General features: G+C 57.3%; 14 protein-coding genes and 1 riboswitch. Of the genes, 1 reads left to right on the top strand and 13 read right to left on the bottom strand.

What is annotated here, in order from left to right; all coding sequences use genetic code 11:
• Positions 1 to 6: 6 nt before the first annotated feature.
• The 13 genes from rpsA to miaB form a co-directional block, all read right to left on the bottom strand.
• Positions 7 to 1,683: a 30S ribosomal protein S1 gene (gene rpsA, locus AC2FGB_RS17835; protein ID WP_142639449.1), complete on the bottom strand. Its 1,677-nt coding sequence runs from the start codon at positions 1,681 to 1,683 to the stop codon at positions 7 to 9.
• Positions 1,684 to 1,982: 299 nt separating this feature from the next.
• Positions 1,983 to 3,668, bottom strand: a complete 1,686-nt coding sequence (locus AC2FGB_RS17830; protein ID WP_142639447.1) for a tryptophan halogenase family protein — start codon at positions 3,666 to 3,668, stop codon at positions 1,983 to 1,985.
• 254 nt (positions 3,669 to 3,922) lie between these two features.
• Entirely contained in the window at positions 3,923 to 4,438 is a 516-nt protein-coding gene (locus tag AC2FGB_RS17825; RefSeq protein ID WP_271951586.1) for a hypothetical protein, read from the bottom strand.
• A 101-nt stretch (positions 4,439 to 4,539) separates the two neighbouring features.
• Complete coding sequence (locus AC2FGB_RS17820; RefSeq protein ID WP_142639443.1) at positions 4,540 to 5,157, bottom strand: (d)CMP kinase; 618 nt, start codon at positions 5,155 to 5,157, stop codon at positions 4,540 to 4,542.
• 5 nt (positions 5,158 to 5,162) lie between these two features.
• Positions 5,163 to 6,515, bottom strand: a complete 1,353-nt coding sequence (gene aroA / locus AC2FGB_RS17815; RefSeq protein ID WP_496690362.1) for a 3-phosphoshikimate 1-carboxyvinyltransferase — start codon at positions 6,513 to 6,515, stop codon at positions 5,163 to 5,165.
• A 69-nt stretch (positions 6,516 to 6,584) separates the two neighbouring features.
• Positions 6,585 to 7,295: a tRNA (guanine(46)-N(7))-methyltransferase TrmB gene (gene trmB / locus AC2FGB_RS17810; protein ID WP_496690363.1), complete on the bottom strand. Its 711-nt coding sequence runs from the start codon at positions 7,293 to 7,295 to the stop codon at positions 6,585 to 6,587.
• Between the two features lie 129 nt (positions 7,296 to 7,424).
• A complete protein-coding gene (gene metK / locus AC2FGB_RS17805) occupies positions 7,425 to 8,606 on the bottom strand; it encodes a methionine adenosyltransferase (RefSeq protein WP_142639436.1) in 1,182 nt (393 codons plus the stop codon).
• A 5-nt stretch (positions 8,607 to 8,611) separates the two neighbouring features.
• Positions 8,612 to 8,660: riboswitch (SAM-SAH riboswitch) on the bottom strand.
• A gap of 42 nt (positions 8,661 to 8,702) precedes the next feature.
• Complete coding sequence (gene lnt, locus AC2FGB_RS17800) at positions 8,703 to 10,199, bottom strand: apolipoprotein N-acyltransferase (RefSeq protein ID WP_496690364.1); 1,497 nt, start codon at positions 10,197 to 10,199, stop codon at positions 8,703 to 8,705.
• A complete protein-coding gene (locus AC2FGB_RS17795) occupies positions 10,196 to 11,083 on the bottom strand; it encodes a hemolysin family protein (RefSeq protein ID WP_142639432.1) in 888 nt (295 codons plus the stop codon). The genes lnt and AC2FGB_RS17795 overlap by 4 nt, the downstream gene beginning before the upstream one ends.
• A 35-nt stretch (positions 11,084 to 11,118) precedes the next feature.
• Positions 11,119 to 11,613, bottom strand: a complete 495-nt coding sequence (gene ybeY / locus AC2FGB_RS17790; RefSeq protein ID WP_142639430.1) for an rRNA maturation RNase YbeY — start codon at positions 11,611 to 11,613, stop codon at positions 11,119 to 11,121.
• Between the two features lie 39 nt (positions 11,614 to 11,652).
• A complete protein-coding gene (locus AC2FGB_RS17785) occupies positions 11,653 to 12,675 on the bottom strand; it encodes a PhoH family protein (protein WP_142639428.1) in 1,023 nt (340 codons plus the stop codon).
• Between the two features lie 142 nt (positions 12,676 to 12,817).
• Positions 12,818 to 13,528: an outer membrane protein gene (locus AC2FGB_RS17780; RefSeq protein ID WP_281973462.1), complete on the bottom strand. Its 711-nt coding sequence runs from the start codon at positions 13,526 to 13,528 to the stop codon at positions 12,818 to 12,820.
• Between the two features lie 236 nt (positions 13,529 to 13,764).
• Entirely contained in the window at positions 13,765 to 15,084 is a 1,320-nt protein-coding gene (gene miaB, locus AC2FGB_RS17775; RefSeq protein WP_496694533.1) for a tRNA (N6-isopentenyl adenosine(37)-C2)-methylthiotransferase MiaB, read from the bottom strand.
• A gap of 121 nt (positions 15,085 to 15,205) precedes the next feature.
• Between miaB and AC2FGB_RS17770 the strand changes: the two genes are divergently transcribed.
• Complete coding sequence (locus AC2FGB_RS17770; protein WP_271951621.1) at positions 15,206 to 16,069, top strand: glycosyltransferase family protein; 864 nt, start codon at positions 15,206 to 15,208, stop codon at positions 16,067 to 16,069.
• The last annotated feature ends 5 nt before the right edge of the window (positions 16,070 to 16,074 follow it).

Raw genomic sequence — 16,074 nt, 5'->3', positions numbered from 1 at the left:
TCGGACTTAGTCGCCCGACTTCAGCGCTGCACCCAGGATATCGCCCAGCGATGCGCCCGAGTCGGAAGAACCGTACTGTTCCACGGCCTCTTTCTCTTCGGCGATCTCACGTGCCTTGATCGACAGACCCAGACGACGGGTCTTGCTGTCGACATTGGTGACGCGGACGTCGACCTTGTTACCGACCGAGAAACGCTCTGGGCGCTGTTCGGCACGGTCACGGCTCAGGTCGGAACGACGGATGAACGACTTCATACCTTCGTACTCGACCTCGATGCCGCCATCTTCGATCGCGGTGACCTCAACGGTGATGATCGAGCCACGCTTCACGCCGCCCACGGCTTCGGCGAACTTGTCACCGCCCAGGGCTTTGATCGACAGCGAGATACGCTCTTTCTCGACATCCACTTCAGACACAACGGCCTGTACCACGTCGTTCTTGTGGTAGTTCTGGATGGCATCCTCGCCACGCTCGTCCCAGGACAGATCGCTGAGGTGAACCATGCCGTCGATGTCGCCTTCGAGGCCAATGAACAGACCGAATTCGGTGATGTTCTTGACTTCGCCTTCGACTTCGGTGCCCTCGGGGTGTGTTTCTGCAAACACTTCCCAAGGGTTGCGCTGAGTCTGCTTCAGGCCCAGAGACACGCGACGCTTGGCGCCATCGATTTCCAGAACCATGACGTCGACTTCCTGGCTGGTCGAAACGATCTTGCCGGGGTGGACGTTTTTCTTGGTCCAGGACATCTCGGACACGTGCACCAGACCTTCGACACCGGCTTCCAGCTCGACGAACGCGCCGTAGTCGGTGATGTTGGTGACGCGACCCTGATGAACCGAGCTCAGCGGATACTTGGCTGCAACCAGATCCCACGGATCTTCCTGCAGCTGCTTCATGCCCAGGCTGATGCGGTGGGTCTCTTTGTTGATCTTGATGACCTGAACGTTGATGGTCTCGCCGATCGTCAGGATCTCGGACGGGTGGTTCACACGGCGCCATGCCATGTCGGTGACGTGCAGCAGGCCGTCAACGCCGCCCAGGTCAACAAACGCACCGTATTCGGTGATGTTCTTGACGACGCCTTCGACGGTCTGACCTTCGGTCAGGTTGCCGATAACCTCGGCGCGCTGTTCGGCACGCGATTCTTCCAGGATTGCGCGGCGCGAAACAACGATGTTGCCACGGCGACGGTCCATTTTCAGAATCTGGAACGGCTGCTTCAGACCCATCAGAGGGCCAGCGTCGCGTACGGGGCGCACGTCAACCTGCGAGCCGGGCAGGAACGCAACTGCACCACCCAGATCGACGGTGAAGCCACCTTTGACGCGACCAAAGATTGCACCTTCGACGCGCTGGTCGTCGGCATATGCTTTTTCCAGACGGTCCCATGCCTCTTCACGGCGGGCCATCTCACGTGAGATGACAGCTTCGCCACGGGCGTTTTCTGCGGCGCGCAGGTAAACTTCAACCTCGTCACCAACAGTGATTTCAGGGGCTTCGCCAGGATTTGCGAATTCTTTCAGATCAACGCGGCCTTCCATTTTGTAGCCGACGTCGATGATGGCTTGGCCGGCTTCGATCGCCAGAACCTTACCTTTGACAACAGAACCCTCTTCGGGCGTGTCCATTTCGAAGCTTTCATTCAGGAGGGCTTCGAATTCCTCCATGGTTGTATCAGCCATCTGGCAGTGTTTTCCTTTACATACGTTTTTGCTGGCCGAGCGGTTGTCTCCGCCGGTCTTCGTGGATTGGTCAGACGACCTGACATATACCGCAAAACAAAGAGGGCCGGTTGGTCCGACCCTGCTCGTCTCATTGTTTTATGGCTCAAATCGCCTTGTCGACGCGCGCTCTATAACGGGTTCGCACAGGCGCTGCAAGTTTTACCGTGCGTATCACAAAATAACACGCAAACCCCAGCCTTGCATGGCTGAGGTCGGGTCGATTTGTATTCTTCTTCAGCTCCGAAAGGACAGAGCGCCTAAAACAGTTGCAGATCTTTTGAGCCGCTTTGGATTTCGGCAAAATTCGGCATGTTCTGGACCGCCAAAGGTACCGGGGCCGCGCCCGGCATCGCGACTGTTGGCTTCGCTGCTGCGGCCTTTCCAAAGGCTGGGCGCTCTAGCTCGCCCCGGATATCGCGCAGCAGGGTTTTGTGATCAGGCATTGATCTGAGTATCTGCGCAAGATCCACTTTCGCGCCTTTCCACCACTGGAACCAGATCGGTTTCTTCAACGGCCGCAAGCGATCGCGGATGCCGGCACCATAGCCCGTATCATAGACCTGCTTACCCAAAAGAACCGTTTGATAGACGCGGAAATCGAAAAGCGTTGCAAACTCGATATCTCGTTCCAAAGGCAGGCGGTGCTGCCACAGCTCAAGGTTCTCGGCCAGCCGATCCGGTATCTTCATTTCGGTCCGCGCGTCGATCCAATATTGATCATCCGTGCGGTTGCCCAAGCGGTAGTGCAGACAAATGAAATCCAGAACCTCGTCATAGAGCTTGTCCATTTGCTTGTTATATCTCGCCCGCAGCGACGGTTCGATGTCCCGCGTGGGCAGATGCTCGGCGAACCAGCGCACCGCATGATCAATCATGTGGATCGCTGTACTTTCCAGCGGTTCGATGAACCCTCCGGCCAGTCCGATCGCCACGCAATTCTTGACCCAGGCATTGCGCACTCGTCCGATACGCATCGGGATTACGCGCGGCGTCGCACCTTTGCCGCTATCGCCCAGCCATTCGAGGTATTCATCCGCCGCCTGTTCATCCGTGCGATGCGCGGATGAGTAGACATAGCCCGTGCCCACACGGTTAAAGAGCGGCACCCGCCAGGTCCACCCCGCACCAAGTGCGGTGGACCGTGTGACGCTTTCAATTTTTTCTGGATCCGGGTGCTCGATCTGCAACGCCATGGCGCGGTCGTTGGGCAGATAGTCAGAATAATCCATGAATGGTTCGCCCAGCGCCTTGTTGATAATCAAGCCGCGAAACCCGGTGCAATCCACGACCATCTCAATGTCATGGCGGCCTTTCTTTTCCAGCATCAGATGACTGACATTGCCCTGCTCATCCAGCTCGACCGATTTCACCTCGTCCTGGATGTGCTCAACGCCGCGCTTGGTGCAAACCCTGGTCAACATGCCTGCAAACTTCACAGCATCCAGATGATAGGCATAGCCGAACCGCTGCTCAAACTCTGGCTGACCCAGTGGCCGCCCACCTTTGCACAGGCGCGCCAGATCATCATGGGGCGAGATGGACTGCGTGAAATCCCTATCGCCATTGCCAAAGCGCAGGAAGTATTCTGCGGGCTCTAACCCCTCTAACAACTGGCCATGCGCAAAAGGGTTCACGTAATCAATGCGATTGCCCTTGGCGTCCTTGTTCCAATTACAAAACTTCACGCCCAGCTTGAACGAGGCGTTGGTCTCACGGAAGAAATCCCGCTCTGAAATGCCGGCCTGGCGCAGCGTGACCGGCATCCGTGGAACCGTGGCCTCGCCGACGCCCACAGTCGAGATATTGGGGCTTTCGATCAGGCAGATACGCGGGCGATCCTTGGGTGCTGACGTGCGTGAAAACACCATTTCCAGGATCAGCGCGGTCATCCAACCTGCCGTGCCGCCACCCACAATGGTGATCTTGCGCAAACGATTATTCATATTTTCTGTCCCTGTTGGTTTTGGGGTTTTTTAGCCGCCTGCCCTTTTTGATTTTGGGGCTTGTAAAGCAGCTTTCCCTTTTTGCCTGAGAGAAACTATAACAGCTTTCCTGCATCCAGCTAGGCACTATGACGGCCGAACCTGCATACATGCCGGGTCATCAGACCCGGCAACACAGGCCGCTCGCCACTGCGCGACTTTCTTTAGGATGGTGGATGCTGCGAGAAAGGAAATGCGCAAGTACCGGCCCTGCGTCAGATATCCTCGCCTTTTTTCAGAAGCTCTTCGATCAGAGCGCGCTGAAGATCATTGCTATCGCCGCCGCCAAATTCCGCAACTCCGCTGGAATACAAGGTGCCGTAGGTGTTGGCGATGTTCACCGTCTGGGCCAGCCCCGAGATCAACTGATCCCTTTCTAGCCGCGACAAGGGGTGGATGAACGCAGCCCACAAGGTGCCATTGGCAATCGCATATCGCGCATCCAGGGTACTGTCGAAATTCGCCTGCATCATCCGTTGCATGTCCTGAGCACTCAGATCTTCGACACTTTGGATCGACACCATGGCCCGCATCCGGTCCGCATTGACGTCGGTAATCACCAGAACGGGAACCTCCGCGATGGTAAGCTGAAAGCCTGGCCCAAGAGGCTCTGTCTCGGGGTCAAGCGCAAACAATATCTTGCCCAAACGCTCGTAGGTCATTGGCGGTTCTGCCTCTTGCGCTGAAAGCGCACTGGCGAGAAAGGTAAAAATCAAAATCAGGCGGAACATCGATTACCTCCGGCAGATGTCGATACAAAGGTAATCGACGCCTCGGGCGCTGGCCAAACAAAGCTTAGTGAACAAAGTTGTGTTTGCTCTGGCAAACGGCCCTAGGGCAGAACTGGTTCGATGACCTCAATCGCGCGGGCGAGAGCTGCGTCAATGCTCAGGTCCGAGGTATCCAGTATGACCGCATCCTCAGCTGGCTTCATAGGTGCCGTGCTGCGTTCGGCATCCCGAGCGTCCCGCTCACGCACATCGGCCAACACCTGTGAGCGTGTAACCTCATGGCCCTTGGCGTCCAGTTCCAGAAACCGTCTCTCAGCGCGCACTTCGGCGCTGGCGGTGACAAACAGTTTAACCTCGGCCCGCGGGCAAATAACGGTTCCGATGTCACGACCGTCCAACACTGCACCGCCCGCGCGGCGCGCAAAGGCGCGCTGAAAATCGACCAATGCAGCCCGCACCTCGGGGATAACTGCAACTTTCGAGGCCGCTTGCGCGATTTCAGCCGTGCGCAGATCACCCTGATCCAGGTCCTCGGCAGTCAGCGTTTGCGCGGCACTAACCGGGTCGGCACCTTCCAGCGTTCTGCGGCCAACCGCACGGTAAAGCAGGCCGGTATCGAGATGCGCAAACCCGAAATGGGCGGCAACGGCATTGGAAATCGTGCCCTTCCCCGCTGCTGCCGGGCCATCGATTGCTATGGTGAAACTGGCAACTGCCATCGCATTTACCGGTTGTTTCGCTGCAGCCGCGCACCAAGGCCAGCCATCAACGGTTCGAAGATCGGGAAAGACGTTGCGATCGGGCCGCCATCGTCGACTCCGACCGGATTTTTCGCCCCCATACCCATAACCATAAAGGACATCGCGATCCGGTGATCCAGAAAGCTCTCACAGGTGCCGCCGCCGGGAACATTGCCAATTCCCAAACCATCCACAGACCACCAATCATCGCCCTCATCGACGGTGACGCCATTAACGCGCAGGCCGCGGGCCATCGCATCAATACGGTCGCTTTCCTTGACGCGCAGTTCTTTTACGCCACCCATCATTGTGGTGCCTGTGGCATTTGCCGCGACCACAGATAGAACCGGGTATTCGTCAATCATCGAGGCCGCTCGTTCCGGAGGAACCGAGATTCCTTTCATATCGGGGGAATACCGGGCACGTAGATCCGCGACCGGTTCACCACCCTCTTCGCGCTCATTTTCATAGGTCAAGTCAGCACCCATCTCACGCAGAGTGGTAAACAGACCCGCGCGGGTCGGGTTCAGGCCGATGCCTGGAACCAGAACATCAGATCCGGGCGTGATCAGCGCAGCACAGACCGGAAAGGCCGCGCTGGAGGGATCACGGGGCACAACGATGATCTGCGGTTTCAACTCAGGGCGACCGGTCAGGGTGATCACCCGCCCCTCATCGGTATCCTCGACCGTGATTTCAGCCCCGAATCCGGCCAGCATCCGCTCGGAATGGTCCCGGGTCGCTTCGGCCTCAATCACCACGGTCTTGCCCGGTGCGTTCAGACCTGCCAACAAAACGGCAGATTTCACCTGTGCGGAGGGAACAGGAACCTCGTACTTTACTGGGACAGGGTCTGCTGCACCCACAATCGTCATAGGTAGGCGCCCCCCGGTGCGTCCCACAGCTTGCGCACCAAACAACGCCAGAGGATCGGTTACCCGCGCCATAGGGCGTTTGTTGAGGCTGGCATCCCCCGTGAATGTCGCGGAAATCGCAGAGGTCGCCATCGCACCCATGATCAACCGAACGCCGGTGCCCGAGTTGCCGCAGTCAATAACCTGATCGGGTTCGGCAAAGCCACCGACGCCCACACCATGGACTGACCATTCGCCACCCCCGTGATCTGTCACCTCAGCCCCAAAGGCACGCATCGCCTTTGCGGTGTCCAGAACGTCCTCACCCTCCAACAGACCGGTGATCCGGGTTTCACCTACGGCCATCGCGCCCAGGATCAGCGATCGGTGCGAGATCGACTTGTCACCAGGCACCTCGGCCGCTCCGGTCAGCGGACCGCAAGGGTGCGAGGTCATCGGGATGGGCGTGCCGTGTCCGGACATGGGGGCTCCTGTTTTCGCTATCAGTTCCCAAGCCGATTAGCGAATTGGGGGCGCTTGGTCCAGCCGCAATCAGTCGTTGCGGCGGAAGGTCAGGTAATGCGGTGTCCGCCCTTCGCGCAGGGCCTTCTGCTCATAGCGCGTGGAAATCCAGTCTTCCCAAGGCTCACGCCAATCGGTGGGGCGTTCCGCCAACCATTCGAAACCAGCGCCCGGCACCTCTTCCAACGTTTGGCGGACATAGTCGGGAATATCTGTTGCAACGCGAAAGATCGCGCCCGGTTTCAACGACCGCGCCAACGGCTCCAGATGCTCTGGGGTCACGAACCGACGGCGGTGATGCCGGGTTTTGGGCCAGGGATCGGGGTACAGAAGAAAGGCGCGTGATATGCTGGCTTCGGGCAAGACATCAAAAAGATCGCGCGCATCGCCGGGATGCACCGCCAGATTCTCGACCCCAGCCTTGCGAATCTTGCCCAACAGCATGGCGACACCGTTGATATAGGGTTCTGCCCCAATGATACCGATATCGGGATTGCTAGCCGCCTGATGCACCAGATGCTCGCCGCCGCCAAAGCCGATCTCAAGCCAGACATCCTTGCCACCGAACAGGGCATTCAGATCCAGCGGACTGCGTTCAGGATTGCTTTCCCAGTCCACAGCACCCGGAGACAGCGCATCGAGGTCTTCGCTTAGATACGTCTTTTGGCTTTGCTTCAGGGTCTTGCCTTTGAAGCGGCCATAAAAGTTTCTGCGGGGGCGTTGGGGGGTCTGGGTGCTCATGGCGGTGCCCATACTGCGGGGACGGCTCAGAGGCAAGGGGCGGCGGCAGAGCAGAATAGCCGCCGCCTCTCATCCATTTCCCAAGAAATAGGCGCGCCCGCAAGGGCGCACCAATTGATAACAGTCAGATCAAACCGCCGCTTTCAACGCGTCTGCTAGATCTGTGCGCTCCCAGCTGAAACCTCCATCCGCTTCCGGCTGGCGGCCAAAATGGCCATAGGCTGCTGTGCGCTGATAGATCGGCTTGTTCAGCTCCAGATGCTGACGGATGCCGCGTGGGGTCAGGTCCATCACCTGGCCGACGGCTTTTTCAATCCGATCATCCGCGATCTGCCCCGTGCCATGCGTATCCGCATAGATCGACAGAGGCCGGGAAACGCCAATGGCATAGCTCAGCTGGATCGTGCAACGCTCGGCCATTCCCGCGGCTACGACATTCTTGGCCAGATAGCGCGCGGCATAAGCCGCCGAACGGTCCACCTTGGTCGGGTCTTTACCCGAAAACGCTCCGCCACCATGTGGCGCTGCACCACCATAAGTGTCCACGATGATCTTACGACCGGTCAGACCCGCATCTCCGTCCGGACCGCCAATGACGAACTTGCCGGTTGGGTTGACGTGCCAATCGGTCTGATCGGTCAGCCAACCCTCGGGCAGAGTTTCGGTGATATACGGCTCAACAATGGCACGAATATCGGCCGAGCTCAGCGTCTCATCCAGATGCTGGGTCGACAGAACGATCGAGCTGACGCCAACCGGCTTGCCATCCTGGTAGATCACTGACAGCTGCGATTTCGCATCCGGGCCCAGCGCAGGCTCGGTCCCGTTCTTGCGCACCTCGGCCAGACGGCGCAGGATTGCGTGGGAATACTGGATCGGCGCAGGCATAAGCGCGGGTGTCTCGGTGGTAGCATAGCCGAACATGATGCCCTGATCACCAGCACCTTCGTCCTTGTCACCCGACGCATCTACGCCCTGCGCAATATGTGCAGATTGCTCATGCAGCAGGTTCGTAACTTCTACCGTCTCGTGGTGGAACTTATCCTGCTCATAGCCGATATCCTTGATACAGGCGCGGGCGATCTCGTCGATGCGGCCCATATAGTCATGCAGCTTGTCCTGATCAGACAGCCCCACTTCGCCGCCGATCACCACGCGATCCGTTGTCGCAAAGGTCTCGCACGCAACGCGTGCCTCGGGTTCTTCGTTCAGAAATGCGTCTAGTACGGCGTCGGAAATACGGTCACAAACCTTATCCGGATGCCCTTCGGAAACGGATTCCGAAGTAAAGGTATAGTTCTGTCGGGACATGCAAGTGCTCCATTGAAATTACCCCGTCACGCCAGGAAGCCGTTGTGATGGGCACAAGAGGGGATAAGCCCCCCGAAACTGAGGGTCAATGCGAAATCATAGGTTTCGCCGCCGCAGTCCATACCATAACAGGCCAAACAGCACCAATAACACGGCAAAGACAGGATTATCCCCCATTCGGGAATAAGCCGTCGGAGAATGAGGCGCCGGAAGTCCGGCATCAATATAGCCCGCCTGTCCAAGTGGCAGGGCCTCGGTGATCCGGCCCAGCGGGTCAATCATGGCGGAGACGCCGGTATTGGCCGAACGCATCATGGGCAGCCCCTGCTCGATGGCACGCATCTGTGCCTGAGCCAGGTGCTGATACGGTCCCGAGCGCGTTCCGAACCACGCATCATTGGTGATTTGCAGAAGGAAATCAGCGCGCCCCGGCGCGGATAGGACATCCTGGGTAAACACAGCTTCGTAGCAGATCAACGGCAGCGCTTTACCCAATGGGCCTGCATCCAGCAGCGCCGCCCCCGACCCGGCGCTGAACCCATGTCCGGTGGTTGCAGCCATGCCATAGATCCCGAACCGCGCCATCACGTCGCCAAACGGAACATATTCGCCAAAAGGCGCCAGATGATGTTTGTCGTACAGCCCCTGCTGAGCCCCATCCACATCAAGGTAGATCATCGAGTTGTAGATTCGCGGCCCGTCGCCTCGTTGAATTCCCAGAACAACCGGCGTGCCTTGCGCCGCCTCGGCGATGGCATCCAGATACGGCTGCGCGCTGCCCAGCCAGGCGGGAACCGAGGTTTCAGGCCAAACAATCAGGTCAGGCTGTGGTTCGGCGGCAGTAAACTCGATCTGACGTGCGAAGAACAGAGGTGCAAACTCTGGATCCCATTTCTGATGTTGCAACGCATTGGGCTGAACCAAGCGAACGATATGTCCCGTTTCGTCCACAGCGGGCCGCGTCCCTGCATAGCCCAAAGCCAATGCGACCGATGCCACACTGATGCCCAAGGGCACGAATACTCCGGAACGCAGCGCCAAAGCCGCCCCTAGTGGCAGTGTCGCCACCAAGGTCAGCGCCCCAAGCCCGTAAGGCCCAAAAAGTGACAGTAGCTGCGCAACAGGGGTCTCGACCCAGACCTGCGCCAGCCCGGCCCAGGGGAACCCGGTCAGAACATAACCGCGGGCACATTCCGCCAACGAAATTGCCACGGCGAGAAACAACGCTTGTGAAACCCCGCGCGCGCCGGGCCTGCGAGCAACCCAGAATGCCAGCGCCCAGAACAGCGCCAAACCACCAGCCATGAAGACCAAAGCAAACGGAGCCATCCAAGCGTGACGATCGGCGTCCACCAGAAACGGCTCGACAATCCAGCTGAGTGCATGGGCGAAATACCCGGTCCCAAACGCCCAACCGATCCACGCCGCACGCGCACGTGTCTCGGTGCTCTGAAATATCGGTGCGACCAACACCAACGCCAATACAGAAGCCACCCAATACCCAAAGGGAGCCAGACCAAATGCAGCCAGCCCTCCCAACAAACCAGAAAGGACAAATCTAAGCCAAATGGGCCAAGCCCGTATCAGGTTCATGCAACGATATCCGGCAGCATGACACGCAGCCGTTTGATGCGCCGCGGATCCGCATCAATCACCTCAAATTCAGGCCCTTCCGGATGCAGAACAACCTCTCCTCGTGCTGGAACCCGTCCGGACAACATGAAGACCAACCCGCCAAGCGTGTCGATCTCTTCCTCATCGACATCCTCGTGGCTGGTTAGGGATCGCCCGATCTCGGCTTCGAAATCTTCAAGGGGTATCCGCGCCTGCACCACATAACATCCAGGTTTTTCCTGAACCCAAAGTTGGCTTTCATCCGCGTCATGTTCGTCCGCGATCTCACCAACAACCTGTTCGATCAGGTCTTCGATCGTCAGCAACCCGTCGACACCACCATATTCGTCGATCACCAATGCCATGTGGCGGCGCTCGGTTTGCATTTTGGTCATCAGCACACCGATCGGCATCGATGGCGGCACGAACAGCAATGTCCGCAACATCGACACCAGATCAAACTCTGTCGAGCCGCCGTTGAACCCGTGCGTCAAAGCGAAATCTTTCAGGTGGATAAAGCCCAAAGGCGTATCCAGCGTTCCTTCATATACAGGTATCCTGGACAGACCGCTTTCCCGGAAAACCTGGGCCAGCTCATCTTTAGATATCGTCGACGGTACTGACACGATCTCGACCGTGGGAATCGCCACATCCTCGACCCGCATCCGGCGCAGGTTAATCATGCCGCGAGGTTGAGCCGGATCGACCTCTTGCCCATTGACCTCAGAAGCCGAGTCTTCACTCTGCGTTGAGAACGCATCCACTATTCGAGAGAAAAGTCCTGGTCTCTCAGTGACATTTTCGTTGCCGTCCTTCGGTTGCGCGCCCTGCGCCGCCATAGAACTGCCGTCTGTTTCGCCCATTTTCCCATTCCAAATGATAAGCCGAAAGGCTCGCTCTAAGCATTATATGGGTCATCAATACCCAGTTTGCCAAGTATCTCCACCTCAACACCCTCCATCAGCGTGGCGTCGAGATCACGAATGTGATCATAACCCAGCAAATGCAACAGGCCGTGAACGATCAGATGTGTGACATGATCATCCATGTTTTTCCCTGCCTCCGCCGCCTCGCGAGCACAAGTATCATAAGAAATCGCGATATCGCCCAGAGCAATTTCCCCTGAGAAATCGGGTTCAGGGAGTATCGGAGTCTGCCCGGCGGAATCCGCAGCCAAATCTTCGGCTGGCCAGCTAAGCACATTGGTCGGTGACGCCTTTTCGCGGAATTCCGTGTTCAACTGGGCGATCCGTGCATCGTCGCATCCCAGCAGGCTAACCTCACACTGGTCCGCATCAAGATCGCAATGATCCAAAACCGCCCTTGTGGCGCGCTCTGCCAAAAATTCGAGCCCGTCCCAGCGCGGGTCTTCAACCGATAGTTCCAGGTTCATGCCACCATGTCCAAAATCCCGATACCGGGACCCAGAAGATCAACCCGTTTCACGGCCCGTATCGGCCTCATACGCTTCGATGATCGCGGCGACAAGTGGGTGCCGGACAACATCCTTGGAGGTGAAATAGTTGAAGCTGATATTTGGTATCGTGCTCAACAGCCGTTCTGCATCCGCCAATCCCGACTGAACTCCGCGCGGCAGGTCAACCTGTGACCGGTCGCCTGTTATGACCATGCGGCTGCCTTCGCCCAAACGGGTCAGGAACATTTTCATCTGCATGGTCGTGGCGTTCTGCGCCTCATCCAGCACAACGAAGGCGTTCGCGAGCGTACGGCCACGCATGAACGCCAGAGGTGCAATCTCGATGCGCTTTTCCTCGATCAGCTTGGCCAGTTGTTTCCCGGGCAAAAAATCATTCAGCGCATCATAGAGCGGCTGCATATAGGGATCGACCTTGTCCTTCATGTCGCCAGGTAGATATCCCAGCTTTTCGCCCGCTTCGACGGCGGGACGACTGAGGATGATGCGGTCGACATGCCCGCCGATAAACATCGATACGCCAACGGCCACGGCCAGATAGGTCTTACCTGTGCCCGCCGGACCTATGCCAAAGGCCAGCTCATTGTTGAACAAGGACTGAACATAGACCTTCTGGGCGTCAGTACGCGGCTCGACCAGCTTTTTGCGGGTTTTGATCTCAACCGAACCACCCTTAAACATCTCAAGCTGATCACCATCCCGGCTGCCGGTTCCTGTCTCCGACCCGCCCATGCGAAGTTCGCGGTCTACATCCGCTGCTTCTACGTCACGACCACCTTCCAGGCGGGTATACAGCGCTTGCAGAACTTCGATCGCCTGTTTTTGGGATTCGTCGTCACCCATGACAACCAGTTGGTTGCCACGGCGCACGATCTGCACGGTCAGCTTCTGTTCGATTTCGGTCAGGTTGCGGTCATATTCGCCGCAAAGATCTATCAATAACCGATTGTCTGGAAATTCAACAAACGCTTCCCGCTGGGGCGTTTCATTTTGCGGTGGGTTCAGGGCACCAATGGCCAATCCGCTCTCCTGTCTGGGCGTTTCACCCCAAGCGTAGACAACATTTCTTGGTGGGCGCAAGCCAGAGATTCAAATTTTCCGTACAGAATGGTAAAACCGCCGATCAAGTTGGAGGCACCGCGAACGTTCCATACAGGCAAACCTAGAACTGATAGTTCAGGCCAAACCGCAAACCACGGTAACGGGGCGTCGATTTGGTCGTAAACCCGTTGTCAAATTCGACGGTTTCAGAATCGAACCGGACGTATTCATATTCCCCAGTGATCGACCAGTTCTCATTCAATTTGTGCTCGGCGCCAATGCTGGCCGAGAACCCTTTTCGACTGTCTTTATCCTGAAAGGACTGGGTTGTTGCCCCGGATGTAATCGAACTGGTCGTGGTTATATCGCCATGCACGTAACCAACGGAAATAAAGTATAACACTCTGCCACTTGGGTTTGTCAGACCGTTCCGGAAGCGAATTGAGATGACATCCGAAATCTCTGAACCGCCATTGACGACTGAGGTTCCGATCTGCGTCGACACTTCATCGTCCAGAGATCCGAAATCATAGCCCAACTCGACCCCATAGACGTAGTCACGCCCGCCTTTTGCGGGCAGAAGACCGCGCCAACCGCCCCGAATACCACCGTAACTGCCGGTGAGGTCCAATTCGCCGACAGCAAACGTATCTGTAGGCGTCGTCAGGCCAAAGCGGTCCGAGCCGCTGGTCGAATAGCCGGCTGTCAAGCCCAGATAGAAGGCGCTAACATCGCTGCCATAACGTGCTGACGATATTACCGGCGGTTCAGATAAATCCGGATCCAGATTCCCTGCGGCAGCGGAATTGAGTACCAGAAACAACGCGGCCATTGCGGGAAGGGCAACCCTGATATTAGACCCTGCACTAAATCTCAAATTTTTCACTCGCACCCTCCGTCATCCCGATCCGACACCAGGATCAGCACTGATATGCCGTTTCAGGAGGCGTTAGCCTAGGCCCCGAAAAAACCTGACTTTTCTCGGAACATAATTCCAAGTGATAAATCAAGGGTAAATCTTGGAAACAAATACCAGCGATGGTATCCGCATCACAGATAAAGGACGGGTCAGAGCAACCGCCCCGCCAGAGAATTCGCACCTGATCCGATGATCAAAACGTCCCGCAACGCGCCGATTTCCACATCCGCATCAGAGACGTGAACCGAATGAAGATATTCAGATTTTCCCACCATCTGTCCCGGCAACCGGCCGGTTTTTTCGAACAGAACGCGGACTTTGCGTCCAACCATGGCATCCTGAATTTCGCGCTGATGACGCGTGATCAATCCCTGCAGCCGCTGTAGGCGGTCATCCGCCACCCCAGGATCAACCTGAGACCGCTCGGCTGCGGGCGTTCCCGGGCGCGTCGAATACTTGAACGAATAGGCGTAGCCGTATTTGACCTGCTCGACCAAATCCATGGTGGCCTGAAAATCTTCGTCGGTTTCTTCAGGGAACCCAACGATGAAATCACCAGACATGACAATATCCGGACGCGCAGCGCGGATACGCTCGATCAGACGCAAATAGCTTTCGGCTGTGTGACTGCGGTTCATCCGCTTCAGAATGCGATCCGAACCCGACTGGACCGGTAAATGAAGATAGGGCATCAGTTTTTCGCAGGTGCCGTGCGCCTCGATCAGGTCGTCGGCCATGTCATTCGGGTGCGACGTGGTAAAGCGGATGCGCTCTAGCCCGTCGACCTTGTTCAACTCCCAGATCAGTCCCGCCAGCGTCATGTCGCCGTTCGGTCCAGCACCGTGATAGGCGTTGACGTTCTGACCCAGCAGAGTGATCTCACGCACGCCACGTTCGACCAAATCCTGTGCCTCGCGGACGATACGGTCCACCGGACGGCTGACTTCGGCGCCTCGGGTATAGGGCACGACACAGAAGGCACAGAATTTATCGCAGCCTTCCTGAACGGTCAGAAAAGCGGTGGGGCCACGTTTGGCTTTGGGACGATTCTTGAGCTTTTCGAACTTGTCCTCTTCGGGGAAATCCGTGTCCAGTGCCTTGGCGCCTTCGCGCGTCTTGGCTTCCATCTCAGGCAGACGGTGATAGCTTTGCGGGCCAACCACCAGATCGACCAGGGGCTGGCGGCGCATGATTTCTTCGCCCTCGGCCTGCGCGACGCAGCCTGCGACCCCGATCTTGAGATCGGGTTTTTCGGCTTTCAACCCTTTGAAACGCCCCAGCTCGGAATAGACCTTTTCGGCTGCTTTTTCCCGGATGTGACAGGTGTTCAGCAGAATCATATCCGCGTCATCCGGGCTCTGGGTTTCGACATAGCCCTGCCCCCCCAGGGTCTCGGCCATACGCTCGCTGTCATAGACGTTCATCTGGCAACCATAGGTCTTGATGTACAGCTTTTTGGGTTCTGACATGGGGTTGGGCCTTTGCGTTCGCGGGATCGGCGTCATCTATACCCAACGAACGCCGCTTGCAATGCCAGCGCGATTACCCGATTTTGGCCGAAAACTCCAGATGGACGGGGCCGGACAGGCAATGCAGTACGACAGTCTCACTTCTTTCCTTCAATCCGGCAAGGCCGCGTTGGCCAAAGGTCCGGTTGCGATGATCTTCGCCGAAGACGATGTCGAGATCGACGGTACCATCCGGCACCATCTGAACCTTGGCTTCAAGTCACTGATCGTGTTCATGCCCGAAGCCTTTACGCTGGATCCTGAACTGACCGAGCGTATCCACAGAGTGACACTGACCTGCGCACCAAGAACCGTCGTCTTTGACACGGTTAATCAGGTCATCCAGGCCGCTCCTGACCTTTGGATGTATTACTGCTATAACGCTGAATACCTGTTCTTCCCCTTCTGCGAAACGCGCACGATTGGCGAGTTGCTGGCCTTTCACACCGAAGAACGCCGAAACGCCATGCTAACCCACGTGATCGACCTGTATGCTGATGACTTGGGCGCCTTTCCAAACGGGGTTGCCCCTGACCAAGCCATGCTGGACAGCACCGGGTATTACGCACATGCCCGACACAACGCTGAAGGACACCCGCTGGAAAGACAGCTGGACATATCCGGCGGATTGCGCTGGCGGTTCGAAGATCACATCCCCTATGAACGCCGCCGCATCGACAGAATCGGGTTGTTCAAATCGCGAAATGATCTGTTGTTACTGCCCGACCACACGTTCAATGAGCCCGAGTACAACACCTATTCCTGCCCCTGGCACCACAATCTGACGGCGGCGATCTGCTCCTTCCGCGCAGCCAAGGCGCTTAAAAGCAACGCGGGGTCGACCTTCGACATCCCCAGTTTCCGCTGGCGCAACTCGGCTCGGTTCCAGTGGTCATCTCAGCAGCTGTTGGAACTGGGGCTCATCGAATCGGGGCAGTGGTTCTAGGCAGC

Source organism: Ruegeria sp. CDSC021 (assembly GCF_059610845.1).
This window is presented reverse-complemented; position numbering and strand designations above follow the sequence as displayed.